Source organism: Pseudomonas sp. B22129 (assembly GCF_044218875.1).
Classification (GTDB): domain Bacteria; phylum Pseudomonadota; class Gammaproteobacteria; order Pseudomonadales; family Pseudomonadaceae; genus Aquipseudomonas.
Genome location: NZ_CP162592.1, coordinates 2488100 through 2503466 on the forward strand (window position 1 = coordinate 2488100; position 15367 = coordinate 2503466).

At 60.5% G+C, this 15367-nt stretch carries 13 protein-coding genes and 1 pseudogene; 7 read left to right on the forward strand and 7 right to left on the reverse strand.

The annotated features are described in order from the left end of the window. Positions 1–40: 40 nt before the first annotated feature. The 4 genes and pseudogenes from AB4P94_RS11255 to AB4P94_RS11270 form a co-directional block, all read right to left on the reverse strand. Positions 41–904, reverse strand: a complete 864-nt coding sequence (locus AB4P94_RS11255) for a methyl-accepting chemotaxis protein (protein ID WP_395611318.1) — start codon at positions 902–904, stop codon at positions 41–43. Positions 905–943: 39 nt separating this feature from the next. Then, positions 944–1960: pseudogene (locus tag AB4P94_RS11260) on the reverse strand (methyl-accepting chemotaxis protein); the annotation flags it as partial. A gap of 172 nt (positions 1961–2132) precedes the next feature. After that, positions 2133–5957 (reverse strand): membrane-targeted effector domain-containing toxin, encoded by a 3825-nt coding sequence (locus AB4P94_RS11265; RefSeq protein WP_395610580.1) that lies wholly within the window; start codon positions 5955–5957, stop codon positions 2133–2135. Then, a complete protein-coding gene (locus AB4P94_RS11270; RefSeq protein WP_395610581.1) occupies positions 5872–7848 on the reverse strand; it encodes a dermonecrotic toxin domain-containing protein in 1977 nt (658 codons plus the stop codon). The genes AB4P94_RS11265 and AB4P94_RS11270 overlap by 86 nt, the downstream gene beginning before the upstream one ends. Before the next feature lie 200 nt (positions 7849–8048). On the opposite strand from AB4P94_RS11270, the gene AB4P94_RS11275 reads away from it, so the two are divergent. Then, complete coding sequence (locus tag AB4P94_RS11275; RefSeq protein WP_395610582.1) at positions 8049–8666, forward strand: FKBP-type peptidyl-prolyl cis-trans isomerase; 618 nt, start codon at positions 8049–8051, stop codon at positions 8664–8666. A gap of 156 nt (positions 8667–8822) precedes the next feature. Here the strand turns inward: AB4P94_RS11275 and AB4P94_RS11280 are convergent, their stop codons facing one another. The 3 genes from AB4P94_RS11280 to AB4P94_RS11290 all read right to left on the reverse strand — a co-directional run bounded on the left by AB4P94_RS11280 (position 8823) and on the right by AB4P94_RS11290 (position 10721). Further along, complete coding sequence (locus tag AB4P94_RS11280; RefSeq protein WP_057724031.1) at positions 8823–9080, reverse strand: hypothetical protein; 258 nt, start codon at positions 9078–9080, stop codon at positions 8823–8825. A 160-nt stretch (positions 9081–9240) separates the two neighbouring features. Beyond that, a complete protein-coding gene (locus AB4P94_RS11285) occupies positions 9241–9582 on the reverse strand; it encodes a zinc ribbon domain-containing protein YjdM (protein WP_395610583.1) in 342 nt (113 codons plus the stop codon). Between the two features lie 170 nt (positions 9583–9752). After that, positions 9753–10721, reverse strand: a complete 969-nt coding sequence (locus AB4P94_RS11290) for a polyprenyl synthetase family protein (protein ID WP_395610584.1) — start codon at positions 10719–10721, stop codon at positions 9753–9755. Between the two features lie 239 nt (positions 10722–10960). Here AB4P94_RS11290 and rplU point away from each other — a divergent pair, with 239 nt between their 5' ends. The 6 genes from rplU (at position 10961) to AB4P94_RS11320 (ending at position 15291) form a co-directional block, all read left to right on the forward strand. Then, positions 10961–11275: a 50S ribosomal protein L21 gene (gene rplU, locus AB4P94_RS11295; protein ID WP_003176051.1), complete on the forward strand. Its 315-nt coding sequence runs from the start codon at positions 10961–10963 to the stop codon at positions 11273–11275. Between the two features lie 34 nt (positions 11276–11309). Further along, positions 11310–11567: a 50S ribosomal protein L27 gene (gene rpmA, locus AB4P94_RS11300; RefSeq protein WP_003176049.1), complete on the forward strand. Its 258-nt coding sequence runs from the start codon at positions 11310–11312 to the stop codon at positions 11565–11567. Positions 11568–11760: 193 nt separating this feature from the next. After that, positions 11761–12984: an Obg family GTPase CgtA gene (gene cgtA, locus AB4P94_RS11305; RefSeq protein WP_078739070.1), complete on the forward strand. Its 1224-nt coding sequence runs from the start codon at positions 11761–11763 to the stop codon at positions 12982–12984. Between the two features lie 123 nt (positions 12985–13107). Continuing rightward, positions 13108–14226: a glutamate 5-kinase gene (gene proB, locus AB4P94_RS11310; protein WP_033896188.1), complete on the forward strand. Its 1119-nt coding sequence runs from the start codon at positions 13108–13110 to the stop codon at positions 14224–14226. Positions 14227–14242: 16 nt separating this feature from the next. Beyond that, positions 14243–14707, forward strand: coding sequence for a CreA family protein (locus AB4P94_RS11315; RefSeq protein WP_016971050.1), 465 nt, complete (start codon positions 14243–14245; stop codon positions 14705–14707). 101 nt (positions 14708–14808) lie between these two features. Continuing rightward, positions 14809–15291 carry a glutathione peroxidase gene (locus AB4P94_RS11320; protein ID WP_395610585.1) on the forward strand — a complete coding sequence of 161 codons (483 nt, stop codon included), beginning with the start codon at positions 14809–14811 and terminating at the stop codon, positions 15289–15291. The last annotated feature ends 76 nt before the right edge of the window (positions 15292–15367 follow it).

Below are 15367 nucleotides of genomic sequence, written 5' to 3' on the forward strand. Positions count from 1 at the left end.
AAAAGTGGAGCCGCCTCGGTTTAGGCCGAGGCGGCTTTTTTTACACCCGGAAATGGCTGACCATCTGCTGCAACTGGCTACCCAGCCGCGCCAGTTCCACACTCGACTTGGCCGTCTCGTCACTCGCTGTTGCGGTCTGCTCCGACACATCACGCACATTCACGATGCTGCGGCTGATCTCTTCCGCCACGGCACTTTGCTGCTCGGCCGCTGCGGCAATCTGTTGGTTCATCGACTGGATATTCGACACCGTGCGGGTAATGTTTTCCAGTGACACACCGGCCTTGCGCGTCAGTTCCACACTGCTGTCGGTGAGGCTGCGGCTGTTGTTCATCACCGCGGCCACTTGTTGGGTACCGTTCTGCAAACCGGCGACCAGGCCTTCGATTTCTTCGGTGGATTTCTGCGTGCGCTGGGCCAGGCCACGCACTTCGTCCGCCACCACGGCAAACCCGCGGCCGGCTTCACCGGCACGTGCCGCTTCGATCGCGGCGTTGAGTGCCAGCAGGTTGGTCTGTTCGGCCACGGCCTTGATCACATCCATCACGCTGCCGATCTTGTTGCTCTCTTGTTGCAAGTGCGTCATGGCGTCGGTAGAACGCGCCACTTCGGCGGCCAGGCGTTCGATTTGGGCGATGGCTTCGGCCACCACTTTGTCGCCTGCGCGGGCTTGGCCATCGGCATCGGCAGCGGCCAGGGACGCTTGCTCGGCGTTGCGCGCCACTTCCTGCACGGTGGCGGTCATCTCATGCATCGCGGTGGCAACCTGATCGGTCTCGATCTTCTGGCTGTTCACCCCGGCACTGGTCTGCTCGGTCACGGCTGAAAGCTCTTCGGCAGCGCTGGCGATTTGCGTCACGCCGTCGCGAATGCCGCTGATCAACTCACGCAGGGTGGTGCCCATGCGCTGGATACCTTGTTGCAACACGCCCAGTTCGTCACGACGGGTGATCTGAATGTTGTGGCTCAGATCGCCCGAGGCAATGCGCTCCACCACGGCCAGGGTGTCCTGGATCGGCCGAGTGATCTGGCGTGTGATGACCAGTGCGGCGATGACGCCAACCAGCAATGCCAGCAGCGTGCTGATCAATTGCAGGCTACGGGCCTGAGCGCTTTCGGCGTCGCGGCGGTCCAGCTGGATATCGTAGAGTTTGTCGCTGATGGTGACGATATCGCCACCCTGGGTGGTCATTTCAGCGCGGGCGGTGACGATGTTGGCGTTCGCCGCCTTGTAGCTCTGCACGGCGCTGCGATAGGCTCCGAGTGCGGTTTCCAGCGAAGCCAATGCGCTTTGCTGGCTGCTGCCGAATGCGGTGTTGAGGCTTTTCAGGCTACCGATGGCTTTCTCGATCTGCGCGGCGGCGCGGGCTTCGGTTTCGGCGTTGACGTTGTTGGTGTAGCCGCGCACTTCGTAACGGGCCAGTTGGAAGTCTTCCTTGGCGTTGCTCACGGCCTGGTACTGGGCGAAACGTTCCGGGCTGTCGGCCATCTGTTGCACGCTTGTTTCCAGCGCGTTGATCTGTGTGTTGGCGATATCGGCCTTGTCGCCCATCACCTGGCGTGCGCCGGCGCCGTTGCGGTAGGCCTCGCGCATTTTGTTCAGGGATTGCTGGTAGGCGGTAATGACGGCCTTCTGCTCGTTGAGCAGCTTGAGGTTTTCCGGGCTCTTGAAGGTGTCGAGCAGCTTCTGTTGCTGGGCGGCGAACGCGTCGAGGCTGGTCTGTACGTTCTGGGCCACGGCTTCGTCGCCATTGGCCAGCATGTATTGCAGGCGCACGATGCGCAGTTTGGTCAGCGAGGCATTGAGCTGAGTGATGTCGCTCATCCAGTTGCTGCGGTCGATCAGGCCTCCCAGGCTGGTCCAGCCGGTGAGGGCCAGGATCGAGGTGAGGACCAATACCAGGCCGAAGCCCAGGCCCAGTTTGAGGTTGACGCTGATGTTACCGAACCAGCTGTTCATCGAATGCTCCCTGAAGGTGATGTCTGTCTGCTGGACGGTGTTGTTGTTTGAGCCAGCCAAAGTATGTAGGTCGGTATCGGCGGCGAGGCGTGAATCTAAAATAAAATTTAGAGTCACCGATGAACGGTGAACCCCGCCCCATCAGCGGGCGAGGTTCAGACGGTGGCGGTGATCAGGTGATTTGGCGCAATCCAAGCCCGCCTGGAGGAGCGGCTTTGAGCACGCCTATCAAGAGCGCTAAATCGTAAAAACGCTCACCCCTGAGTTGTGGCCAATAGCCGATGGCGTATTGGCCTTTGTCATTGATGTCGAGCGGTGTAGTGACGATCTGGCCAGTGCGTGAGCGGTGAACCAGGTTGACCTCGAATTCGCTCGGGTACTCGATGAAAAAGTGCCCGGCTTCAGTGAGGCGGGTACGGTCCGGTGTCGGTGTGGCGAGCGGGGCTGGCTGTTTGAGGTTGCCTACATCAAGCCGGAAGTCACTGCGTATGGCCACGATCTGGCTGTCGCCGACGGAGGCCCAGCCGCCGACGCGCAGCTGTTTTGCCTGGTCCGCGAAGGTGTCGAATACATGCAGGCTGACGGCATCCTGCAGCACGGCGATCCCCGGCACGCCTTGGTGCATGTCGGTGTGGGTGCTGCCCATGAAGGCAACCCATTTATGCGCCCCCTCGGCGAGCTGATCGGCCTTGATCACCTCGTTGGCAAAGTAGCTGAACAGTTCGCCCCGCCCGACATCCCCATTGAGACCTTTGACGTGATAGCTGGCGAGGCAATCCAGCGCACGCACGCGGATTTTGTATTTGTTCGCTGTTTTGACCACGTTGGTATACGTCGAGGTGCCGCTGTACCCCGGCATATGACCTTGATCGAGATACTTCAGGTAGCTTTTCAGGATCGGTGGCATTTTTGCCGTGCGGTGAAACGTGTCGAGGGCTTCCTGATGCAAATCGGTGAGCAGGTGTTCGATGTACAGCGTCTTGACGCCCTGTTTCTTCAGTAACTTCAAGTAGTCGATCAGCAGCTTCTTGGCTGATTTATGCAGGTGGCTTTCGCCGATTACCAGGCCGCGTTTATGCTGGAACAGCTGTTCGATGAAGGCCTGTTCAGTGTGCGTCGCGATGTGAGGCAGGGGCGCACGTGTGGCTGGGGCGAACGCGGCGACGGCGTCTTGCGCGGCGGTTGCCAGTTTGTCCCGGATGTCGACAAAGCGGTGTTGTGCGCCGGTATGATCCGGCCGGTTTGAGGAATATCGGGTGTCGAGCCCCTTGTGTGTCAGCCTCATCTCGTCAAGGGTGCCGTGCAGGTCGCGAGGCATATCGAATTCGGCAAAGTGTGTCACGGGTACCGGCGAGGGAGCAGGCAGGCTTGCGGCTGGCGGCTCCACCGGTATGGCCGGCATCAATAATCTGTAGTCACCCCGGGATTGGGCCAGCGGGGTGGTGTCCGGCGCTACGCCGGTGGGTTGCCCGGGCGTTGCATCGTCGACCCGCAGGGCCAGGGTATTTTCCAGGTCCGCCAGCCCCGAAATCCGTTCATAGGTGCCCAAACGGTCCGCCGTCACCACGGCTACCCAGCCTTCGCCCGGGTTATCGCTCAAGTTGTGCTCAATGATGGTGTGGGAATAGAAGTTGCGTAGCTGACTGCTGCGGGGTGTGAAGCGGGACCCGTCGCGCAGCGCCGCAACGTGTTCAAGGTGGTAGGAGGCGGCGCCGTCCAGGCCATCGATCTGAATGTTGAGACGCTGGGTTTCATCCAGCAACTTGCTGTAGTTGAAAGGCGCCCCGGACAATCCCAGGGCACTGTCAGCTGCCGCCAGTTGCTGCTTGATCTGCCGCAGGGCCTTGGCCCTGTCGCCGGGGAGTTGGAGACTGAGAATTTTCAGTTTGTGATAGAACAAATCTCGGGGCAGGTACTCGATGTAAACGCGCTTGAGGCCCTGTTCGGCCAGGGTGGGCAGTTGTTCTATCAAGAGTTGCAGGCTGGTGGCGGGGTTTTTGGCGGTGCCGATAATCAAGCGCTTATCACGAACGTACAGGGTTTTGACGATCTCGGCGTGGGTGGCGTTGGCGGCCAGCGGTGGCAGCGTTTTTTTTGTGACAGGCGGTCGCGGGGCCTGGAAGAACGTTTCGGCGCGCTGGGTCAAACTGGCCACTTTGCGGGTGTAGGCCTCGCGTAGCGCCGTGGCCTGGTCCTGAAACCTTTGCAGGATGAGATCGTCGAGGTCCGTCTCCATGCCCGCAAGCCTGCCCTGCAGGTGCGGGTCGAGCATGTGGCGCAGGGTCGTGGCGTGTTCGCCCGTCATGTCGAACACTTCCAGCGGGCTGCTTTGCTCGGGCAACAAGGCTTGATAACCATTGTTGCCGCCGCGCACGGTCGGGCGTACCCATTGCCCTGTGGGTTCCTGTTTGACCAGGCGCGCGGTCGAATGGAGCTGACGTGTCTGCGGATCAAGGCGGTACAGCACGTAGAGGCCTTCGGAGGTCGGGTTTTTTGCTGCCCACAGTGCTCGCCCTTCAAACAGCACCGGTTGCATGCCTTCGGGGGTGAGCGTATCGAGCTGGCCGGCCCAGGTGCTTTGTGCCGCTTGCGGGCAGGCTTTCATGACCGGGCGCAGGCGGCGCAACGACTTCAACGTGTTGCTCAGGGCAGGGCGAGCATCAAACAATACGGCGCCAAAAAAATTGGCCACGTAGCCGATGTAGTGCTCCAGGGCCGCCCCCTTGTCGTTCTGATAGTAGGCCGTCAGGGCGAGCATGGCGTCCTTGAAGGCGAGTAACCCGCCGAGGGTCAGGCTGAGGACGGGAAACGGCATGGTGGCGACGGCTGTCACCCATTCGATGCAGGCCCACAGAATGCCGCTGATCATTTGGGTGCGGTTGGCCGTGGTGCCGTGCACGTCGTCGATCTTGCGCTGCAGGCGCATGTTGTAGAACTCATGGCGCAGGTCGCTCAGGGGCGAAATATGCGCTGTTCCATCGTGGCGAGGCGGGCTCGGTGTGGTGCGGTTGATATCCTTCGGCAGGCCTTTTCTGGCGTTTTGCAAAAACTGCCTGACGCGCGCTACGGAGGTCTGCGGCACCCGCTCGCACCAGTAGGTGAGCATGCCGTCGACCGTTTTCAGCAGGTAGTTGAACAGCTTCGCCTCACGAAACGCGATGCCATCCGGTGCATCGGGGGTGTACAGCAGCACCGGGTTGTCGGCGTGGCTGAACAGGTAATTGCCGAGCACCCAATCACCATTGATATACAGGCGGTGGACCTTATAGGTGTTGCGTATCAAGACGGCGCTGTTCCCCAGGCTGTCGATGGCCTTCTCAAGCCACGCCAGGTCAACGCTTGCGATGTGCCCTTGCAGCTGCGACTCCAGCGCGGCACTTTTCATTTGCAATTGCTGGATCGCCAACACGGCGTTGCGCCGCTCGGCGTAGCCTGGGCTGCCACTGTTTTGCAAACGCTGGCGCACTTCATCGATGTAGCGTTGGCCGATCCACACACCGGTGACCGAGCGCGCAACGTTCTGCGGGGTCAGCGGGCTGAGGTCGACCTCGGGAGGGCCGCGAAAGGTCGCGGCACGTGAGAACTTCTCGTCAAGAAAACCGATGCCGTCTTCGTACCCGTCGCGAAACAGCCGGGTATAGGCGATGGGTTCATCTGCGGCACCGACCAGTGGTTTGGGCGAGTAAGCAAAAACGGTATCCGGGTCGACATCGTTGGTGGGGCGCCCCAGCAGTTTATTCAGGCTGAGCCTGGCCTTGTCATGCAGGTAGCTGTCGAAACTAGGGAAATTGGCCTCCGAATCCGGGCGGGCGTTGTACACACGCAAGGCTCCCGTTGCGTCATCTCCCAGGCGGGTCAAGCGCTTGCGGTCTGCCGCGGTCGCCGCGCGGTACCACGCGGGGGTGGCCAGTTCATAGTCGTCCAGCAGTTGTGCCAGACGGTGCTCGGCCATGGCGTCCAGGCAATCGGTGTGGCTGCAGGGAACGCCAAACGTCACTTCCAGATACTCCTGCGTCAGGCCTGAAGCCGATCCGTTGGATCACAGTGCTCATGGTCGGGCGAAAGCGCAGAGGCACTTGCTCCAACAGGTAGTCGGCCATTCCACGGCCCTTTAGCCGGGACTTGTCGTCCAGCCAGCCGAGGATGTGGGTTTGGCATTCGAGGAGGGTGTCGAACCCGTAGAACTGTTGCGCGCGTGGCGCATCGGGTGTGCACAGCAACAAACGCCGGACTTGCCCGCTGGCGTCGTCTTCGCGCAGCAGCCACAGGTCTTTGAGTTGTGCGCCGTGAAACATCACGGTCTGGGCGCAGAGTTGCGGGCGCGGGTTGTCGCGCAGCTGTTCAAACAGCCGAAAATCGGCTTGGCTGAGATGGCCTTGCAGTGTGGCCAGATAAGCCATGGCCAGCAGGCGCTGGTCGAAAAAAGTGCGGGCGGCCTGTTTGACCGCAAGTCTGCCCAGCACGGATTGCTGGACGTTGGCGAAACTCAGGCGCGGTTGCAGTGCCTGCAGCGCAATAAGCAGGTTTGCCGGCGTGAGGTAGGCATGCTCTTCGCCCAGCGGTGCACCGGCATAGCTCAAGGTGGTGTGTTCGAGAAAGTCCGAGCCTGGTGCGTTGTCTTCTGGATGCAGGCCGCGCAAGGTCAGTTCTATCAGAGAGCGTTGCTGATCATAGCTGCCGACCTGCGCAACGGTGCGGCGGGTGGTCATCAGCAGTTGGTCAGGGTCCAGGTCGTGCACATCCCAACGTTCGCCCAGGTATTGCGCCCACTGGAAGCGGGCCAGGGCATGGGGCGTGGAGGCCGGGCCGAATACCTCCATGAACGCCTGGCGTGCCCCGTTGTAGCTGAGCAGATGGTGGTCGAGGGTTTGGCGCTGGGTTTGGCCTGCACTGCGGTACCAGTCGGGCAGGGTGCTGAACAGGTCGCGCTCCAGCAATAGCTGGGCCCTGAAGTCCAGGCGCAGGGTCAAGTCTGGCAGTGCGGCCTTGATGGCGTTGTCGAGGTGCACTTTGAGCTGTGCGGCGTTGAGCTCGCTGTCTTCTGCCAGGCTCAGGGCGTAATTGATGTCTTGGGTGCGTTTGTCGAGCACGGCCTGGTAGACGTGTTCAAACAGCGGTTCACCTTCGATCGGCTGTAAGCCCAGCGGGAGAATACTGATCGCGTCGAGGTGCTGATAGCGCACGGGCCAATGGCGGCTGAATTCTTCTCGACCGGGCTGCGTGGCGATCGCCTGTTGCAGGCTCTGGCCAAGGTCGTGCAGGGAGTCGAAGGCTTCCAGGCCGCGAGAGGGCGTGAACAGCAAGGCCGGGCCCACGGAAACAGTGGTGTCGAGGCTGTCGACGGCAGGGCTCGCCTGGCGCGTCAGCACGAATGCCCCGGCAAACGCCACGGTGTGTTCCTGATAGTCGAAGGTCAGCGCATACATGCCCGGGCGAAAGGTTGGCCCGCGTGAACAATCTTCGACCATGAGCAGATCGGCGGGAGCGCGCAGGTGGTCGCTGACGTTGAGCCGGGTCTCCTGTTCCAGTGCGCTGATACCGGCAGTAAAGGTCAGGTAGGTTTTGCGACTCTGGCCATCGACGGTACTGGTTTCATCGAGCTGCTGCAGTTGCGCCACCAGCGATGTTTTCAAACGGCCCAGCAGTTGTTGCCCGGCAGGCTGTGCGAAATCGGCCTGTTCCAGGCCCGCATACACTGATTGGGCTTGTTGTTCATAGGCCGCGTTGACGCGCTTGAGCATGGCATGGGTGGCTTCCAGCACACGTCGCTCGGCAGGCAGCGTGGCAGGGCGCTTGCTGTACGTGCGCAGCGTAGGGTCGATCTCCAGCAAATGGCTGTGAATCTGTTGCAGCGTGGGGGATGGGTGAAGGTGACTCGGCGTACTCATTGGCACAGCCCCAGTGTGATGAATGGAATCATCAGCATGGCGAGCCAGGTGAACCGCTCGGCTGTAGATAGGTATGGCGGGCGGGGCTCATCAACGCCTGGTGTTGTGTGCTAGTCTGCTGGCCCTTTTAGTTCTGGATGGCACGGAAAACGCGGCACCTTTGCAGCTTTTTCAGGGCCTTCCTACAGCGGAGCACCTTCATGTCCGAAGTTAATCTGTCCACCGACGAAACCCGCGTCAGCTACGGTATTGGCCGTCAACTGGGCGACCAACTGCGCGACAACCCGCCACCGGGCGTTAGCATCGACGCGATCCTGGCGGGCCTGACCGACGCCTTCGCCGGCAAGCCAAGCCGTGTTGACCAGGAGCAAATGGCCGCCAGCTTCAAGGTTATCCGCGAAATCATGCAAGCCGAAGCGGCTGCCAAGGCTGAAGCGGCTGCTGGCGAAGGCCTGGCCTTCCTGGCTGAAAACGCCAAGCGCGATGGCATCACCACTCTGGCTTCCGGCCTGCAATTTGAAGTGCTGACGGCCGGTGACGGCGCCAAGCCAACCCGTGAAGACCAGGTGCGTACCCACTACCACGGCACCCTGATCGACGGCACTGTGTTCGACAGCTCCTACGAGCGCGGCCAGCCTGCAGAATTCCCGGTTGGCGGCGTGATCGCCGGCTGGACTGAAGCCCTGCAACTGATGAATGCCGGCAGCAAATGGCGCCTGTACGTGCCGAGCGAACTGGCTTACGGCGCTCAAGGCGTTGGCAGCATCCCGCCGCACAGCGTTCTGGTGTTCGACGTCGAGCTGCTTGACGTTCTGTAATCCCTGTTGATGGCTATAGGGGGGTTGGGCTTGTGTGGGAGCGGGCTTGCTCGCGAAGAGGGTGGGTCAGTCAGCTAATTGGTAACTGACACTCCGCTTTCGCGAGCAAGCCCGCTCCCACATAAAGCCCAGCACCCACATAGTTGACGGGTTGCTTCATGGATGAAACTTGCCACTGAGCTCCGTCGCCGGGCGCAACGCTCGGGCATAGCAGAACAGAAACAAGTTACGCACCACTTCCTTCAGCACTCCAGGTTCGCTGGAGCTCAGGCCGTTGACGTCCAGGTCGCCCTGATCCTGCAGTTCATTCAGCGCTTCTTCTTCCAGCACTGCACAGACCTCACCGGTTTCCCGATGCAGGATTCGCAGGTAAGGGTGTGGGCGGTCCAGCCAGGCATCTATCAAATACGTCATGGTTCATTCTCCTTGATGGGTTTCAATGAGAATAATTCTTATTCGTGGAATAGCAAGTGCCTATTGGCGGTTTCCTGAGTTTTCTGTGTGGATATTGCGTTCGATCAAAGGAGAGGGCGAAACGCCATCCCGCGACGGGCGCGGGATGGAGGCAGCAGGTTCAGACTTTGCGCACGAACTCGGATTTGAGTTTCATCGGGCCGATACCGTCGATCTTGCAATCGATATCGTGGTCGCCGTCGCACAGGCGGATGTTCTTGACCTTGGTGCCGACCTTCACTACGAGCGAAGTGCCCTTGACCTTGAGGTCTTTGATCACGGTGATGGTGTCGCCGTCCTGCAGGACGTTGCCCACAGAATCTTTCTTTACGGTTTCATCGCCGGCTGCTTCGGCCTCGGCATTGGCGGACCACTCGTGGGCGCATTCCGGGCAGATCAGCTGGGCGCCGTCTTCGTAAGTGAATTCGGAATTGCATTTCGGGCAGGGTGGCAACGTGCTCACTAAGGCTCCTTGAAAGTCAGGGATGGCTAAAGGGCGCACATTATATAGGGTTTTGGCGGTGGGCGGGGTTGGACTCGGTCTAGTGTGGGAGCTGGCTTGCCTGCGATAACAGTAGTGAATTCACTCCAGTCATCGCAGGCAAGCCAGCTCCCACATTAATCAGTGCAGAATCAATGAGTGCGCGCGACCGCAAACTCACTCAGCTCGACCAGGGCGTCCCGGTATTCGCTGGCGGGGAGGGCTTCGAGACACTGGATGGCACGGGCCACGTAGTCACGCGCCAGTTGCGCGGTGTAATCCAGCGAGCCCGACGCTTCCACGGCGGCACGGATGGCCTCCAGGTCTTCGATCCCGCCTTTCTGGATCGCTTTGCGCACCAATGCAGCCTGTTCCGGCGTACCTTCGCGCATGGTGTAGATCAGTGGCAGGGTCGGCTTGCCTTCGGCCAGGTCGTCGCCGACGTTCTTGCCCAGGGTCTCGGCGTCGCCCTTGTAGTCGAGCAGGTCGTCCACCAGTTGGAAGGCCACGCCCAGATGGTCGCCGAACGTGCGCAGGGCCTCGCGTTGCTCAGGCGACGCTTCGCACAGGGCTGCGGCGCTGTGGGTCGACGCTTCGAAGAGCATCGCGGTTTTGCCGCGAATCACTTCCATGTAGGTTTCTTCGGTGGTGCTGGCGTCGCGAACCTTCGACAGCTGCAACACTTCGCCCTCGGCGATGATGCGGGTGGCTTGTGAAAGAATCTTCATCACCGGCATCGAGCCCAGTTCGACCATCATTTCGAACGAGCGCGAGTACAGGAAATCGCCCACCAGTACGCTCGGGGCGTTGCCCCACATGGCATTGGCAGTCTCGCGCCCACGGCGCATGCCGGACATGTCGACCACGTCGTCATGCAGCAGGGTAGCGGTGTGCAGGAATTCGATGGTGGCGGCGAGCAGGCGCAGGTCATCGCCTTCGCGGCCCAGGGCCTTGCCACACAGCAACACTAATAAAGGACGCAGGCGTTTGCCTCCGGCCGACGTAATGTAGTCGCCAATTTTGGAGACCAGCGGCACTTTAGAAGTCAGCTGCTTCTTGATGATGACGTCGACGGCGCTAAAATCGTCCGCGACCGCGCGGTAGAAGGCTTGGGGTTGCATCAGCGACAGTCGCTCCAGAAGGGTTGCGCGGCATGCTAGGACCCACGCCCTGCACTGTCAAGGCGCGATAGACGGCCCCTTGCAAGGCTTCTTTACCTTGCGTACAATCGCGCACCCTGAACTTCCTGGGCAGCACCTGCCTTACGCAATTGCATTCGGGACGTCCATCCCATGCAGCCATGCCAGCCAATACCTCTTCTTATAAAGAGCTGGGTGAGCAGGATTATCGGAGAAATACCATGTCGTACGCAGTAATTGTTACTGGTGGCAAGCAATACAAGGTCGCCCCAGGTGAATACCTGAAGATCGAGAAACTGGAAATCGCTACCGGCGAATCCGTTACCTTTGATCGCGTTCTGTTGGTCGCCAATGGCGATGACGTGAACATCGGCGCTCCAGTTGTTGCTGGCGCTACCGTTGTGGCTGAAGTGATCTCCCAAGGTCGTCACGATAAAGTCCGCATCATCAAGTTCCGTCGTCGTAAGCACCACATGAAGCGTATGGGCCACCGCCAGTGGTACACCGAGATCAAAATCACCGGTATTCAGGCTTAATTTCAGCCTAATTCCTCACTAGGAGAATTGACTCATGGCACACAAAAAAGCTGGTGGTAGTACCCGTAACGGTCGCGACTCAGAAGCCAAACGCCTTGGCGTGAAGATGTATGGCGGCCAGAAAATCATTCCGGGCAACATCATCGTGCGTCAGCGCGGCACCCAATTCCACGCCGGTTACGGTGTTGGCATGGGTAAAGATCACACCCTCTTCGCTAAAATCGAAGGCGTGATCAAGTTTGAAGTAAAAGGCGCTTTCAACCGCCGTTACGTGAGCGTTGTCGCCGCTTAATTGCGCGATCGCTGGAAAAGCCCTGTCTCGCGACGGGGCTTTTTCGTTTGTGGAGTGAGTCTCTTGCAAAGCTGTTTGTGATGGGCTCAGGCGCTGGATACGCGGTCATTGTTTGAGGTCGCTGCGCTCATTTTTGCAAGAGTCTTATGTCTTGGTTTCTTAAGCTCGTCCGTGCGACGAGAGGCGTTTTGTTATGAAGTTCGTTGATGAAGTTTCCATCCGAGTAAAAGCAGGCGACGGCGGTAACGGTTGCATGAGTTTCCGTCGCGAAAAATTCATCGAAAACGGTGGCCCCAACGGCGGTGACGGTGGTGACGGCGGTTCCATCTACATGATGGCCGACGAAAACCTCAACACCCTGGTCGACTACCGTTACACCCGGCACTTCGATGCCGAGCGTGGCTCCAACGGCGGCAGCACCGACTGCACCGGCAAGAAAGGCGAAGACCTGGTACTGCGCGTACCGGTCGGCACCACGATCATCGACTCCGCCACCCAGGAAGTCATCGGCGACCTGACCAAGGCCGGCCAGAAGCTGATGGTTGTGCAGGGCGGCTGGCACGGTCTGGGTAACACCCGATTCAAGTCCAGTACCAACCGTGCGCCGCGCCAGACTACGCCGGGCAAGCCGGGCGAGCAGCGTGACCTCAAGCTGGAAATGAAAGTACTGGCCGACGTAGGCCTGCTGGGTTTGCCGAACGCCGGCAAAAGTACCTTCATCCGCTCGGTCTCGGCCGCCAAGCCGAAAGTGGCTGACTACCCGTTCACCACCCTGGTGCCAAACCTGGGCGTGGTCAGCGTAGACCGCTGGAAAAGCTTCGTGATCGCCGACATTCCTGGCTTGATCGAAGGCGCTTCCGACGGCGCAGGCTTGGGCATTCGTTTCCTCAAGCACTTGTCGCGTACCCGTTTGCTGTTGCACCTCGTGGACATGGCGCCGCTGGATGACACCAGCGCACCGGACGCTGCCGAAGTGATCGTCAGCGAGCTGACCAAGTTCAGCCCGGCCCTGGCCGAGCGTGACCGTTGGTTGGTGCTGAACAAGTGCGACCAGATCCTTGAGGAAGAGCACGAAGCGCGCGTCAAGGAAATCGTCGACCGCCTGGAGTGGGAAGGTCCGGTCTACGTGATCTCGGCCATCGCCAAAGAAGGCACCGAGCGCCTGACCCGCGACATCATGCGCTACCTTGAAGACCGTGCTGACCGCTTGGCGGCTGACCCGGTATTCAAGGCCGAACTGGCCGAACTCGATCAGCAGATCGAAGACGAAGCCCGCGCCCAGTTGCAGGCACTGGATGACCAGCGTGCCCTGCGTCGCAGCGGCGTGAAGTCGGTCCATGACATCGGCGACGACGATTGGGACGAAGAAGACGTGGATGATGAAGACGGTCCGGAAATCATTTACGTGCGCGACTGATTCGTTGCAGTAAACTTAAGCGCCGCTCCCTGGAGCGGCGTTTTGGTATCTGGGAATCGGTAGCCACGAATAACGTTTTGGGCGGCGCTGGGTCGCGCAGCCCTCACTCTAAGGTTGAAGATGATGCGGAGCAAAGTGACAGGTGCGCAGCGCTGGGTCGTAAAGATCGGAAGTGCGCTGCTGACGGCGGATGGCAAAGGTCTGGATCGCGCAGCCATGAGCGTCTGGGTCGAGCAGATGGTGGCCTTGCATGAGGCGGGCGTGGAATTGGTGCTGGTATCGTCCGGGGCCGTTGCCGCCGGGATGAGCCGCCTCGGCTGGACCGCGCGACCCAGCGCGATGCACGAGCTGCAAGCCGCCGCCGCCATCGGCCAGATGGGCCTGGTGCAAGCCTGGGAATCCAGCTTTGCCGAGCACGGCCGCCACACGGCGCAGATCCTGCTGACCCACGACGACCTGTCCGACCGCAAACGCTACCTCAACGCCCGCAGCACCTTGCGCGCGCTGGTGGAGCTGAAAGTCATCCCGGTGATCAACGAAAATGACACCGTGGTCACCGATGAAATCCGTTTCGGCGACAACGACACCCTGGCCGCGCTGGTGGCCAACCTGGTGGAAGCCGACCTCTTGGTGATCCTCACCGACCGCGACGGCATGTTCGACGCCGACCCGCGCAATAACCCCGAAGCTCAGCTGATCTATGAAGCCCGCGCCGATGACCCGGCGCTGGATGCGGTTGCCGGCAGTGTCGGCGGCGCCCTGGGCCGCGGCGGCATGCAGACCAAGCTGCGCGCCGCACGCCTGGCGGCGCGCTCCGGTGCCCACACCATCATCGTCGGCGGGCGCATCGAGCGCGTGCTGGACCGTCTCAAGGCCGGCGAGCGCATCGGTACGCTGTTGTCGCCGGAACGCGGCATGCTCGCGGCGCGCAAACAATGGCTGGCCGGTCATCTGCAAACCCGTGGCACCCTGGTGCTGGATGCTGGCGCGGTGTCTGCGTTGTCTCAAGGCAACAAGAGCCTGCTGCCGGTGGGTGTCAAACTGGTGCAGGGCAGCTTTCGCCGCGGCGAGATGGTGGTGTGCGTGGCGCCCGACGGGCGGGAGATCGCCCGTGGCCTGGCCAACTACAGCGCCCTTGAGGCGCAGAAGATTATTGGACAATCGTCTGATGCGATTGTCGGACTCTTGGGTTACATGGCCGAACCGGAGCTGGTTCACCGCGATAACCTGATCCTGGTCTAAACAAAAGGAATACACGATGCGTGTCATGAAGGGATTGCTCGGCCTGCTGCTGGCATTGCCGTTACTGGCCTCGGCCGAAGAAATCGGCCAGGTGTCGACGGTCTTCAAGTTTGTCGGCCCCAACGACCGCATTGTGGTCGAGGCGTTTGATGACCCCAAGGTTGACGGTGTGACCTGCTACCTGTCGCGCGCCAAGACCGGTGGCGTGAAAGGTGGCCTGGGCCTGGCTGAAGACCGCGCCGAAGCGTCGATTGCCTGCCGTCAGGTGGGCCCGATCCACTTCAAGGGCGAGCTCAAGGATGGCGACGAAGTGTTCAAGGAGCGCACCTCGCTGGTGTTCAAGACCATGCAGGTGGTGCGCTTCCTCGACAAGAAGCGCAACACTCTGGTTTACCTGGTCTACAGCGACCGCTTGATCGAAGGCAGCCCGCAGAATGCGGTCACGGCCATCCCTATTTTGCCTTGGCCGACCGCACAGTAACCGGCGGGCGAGTTTTTCAACCGGCGTCTATGATTGCAGGCTTGTGGCCTGTAATCTCGAAAAGCCGCAATGCGAAGAACATGGGATATCTGGAGTTCGTCATGAGTGCTTTCCACGACCTGAAACTCAAAGCTTTAGACGGTCATGAGCTGCCGCTGGCGCCCTTCAAGGGGCAAGTTGTGCTGGTGGTCAACGTGGCCTCCAAATGTGGCTTGACCCCGCAATACGCGGCGTTGGAAAACCTCTATCAGCAGTACAAGAGCCAGGGCTTCACCGTGCTGGGCCTGCCGTGCAACCAGTTTGCGGGCCAGGAGCCGGGCACCGAGGAAGAAATCCGGGAATTCTGTAGCCTGAACTATGGCGTTACCTTTCCGCTCGGTAGCAAGCTCGATGTCAATGGGCCTGATCGTCACCAGCTGTACCGCTTGTTGGCGGGCGAAGGTGCCGAGTTTCCTGGGGATATCACCTGGAATTTCGAGAAGTTCCTGCTGGGCAAGGACGGGCGTGTGCTGGCGCGCTTCTCGCCGCGTACCGCGCCGGATGATCCGAGCATCCTCCAGGCCATCGAAAAAGCCCTTAGCTAACCCGGCCCGCCCTGTGGCGAGGGAGCTTGCTCCCGCTGGGCTGCGTAGCGGCCCCAAATGCTTGGGAGCGCTTCGC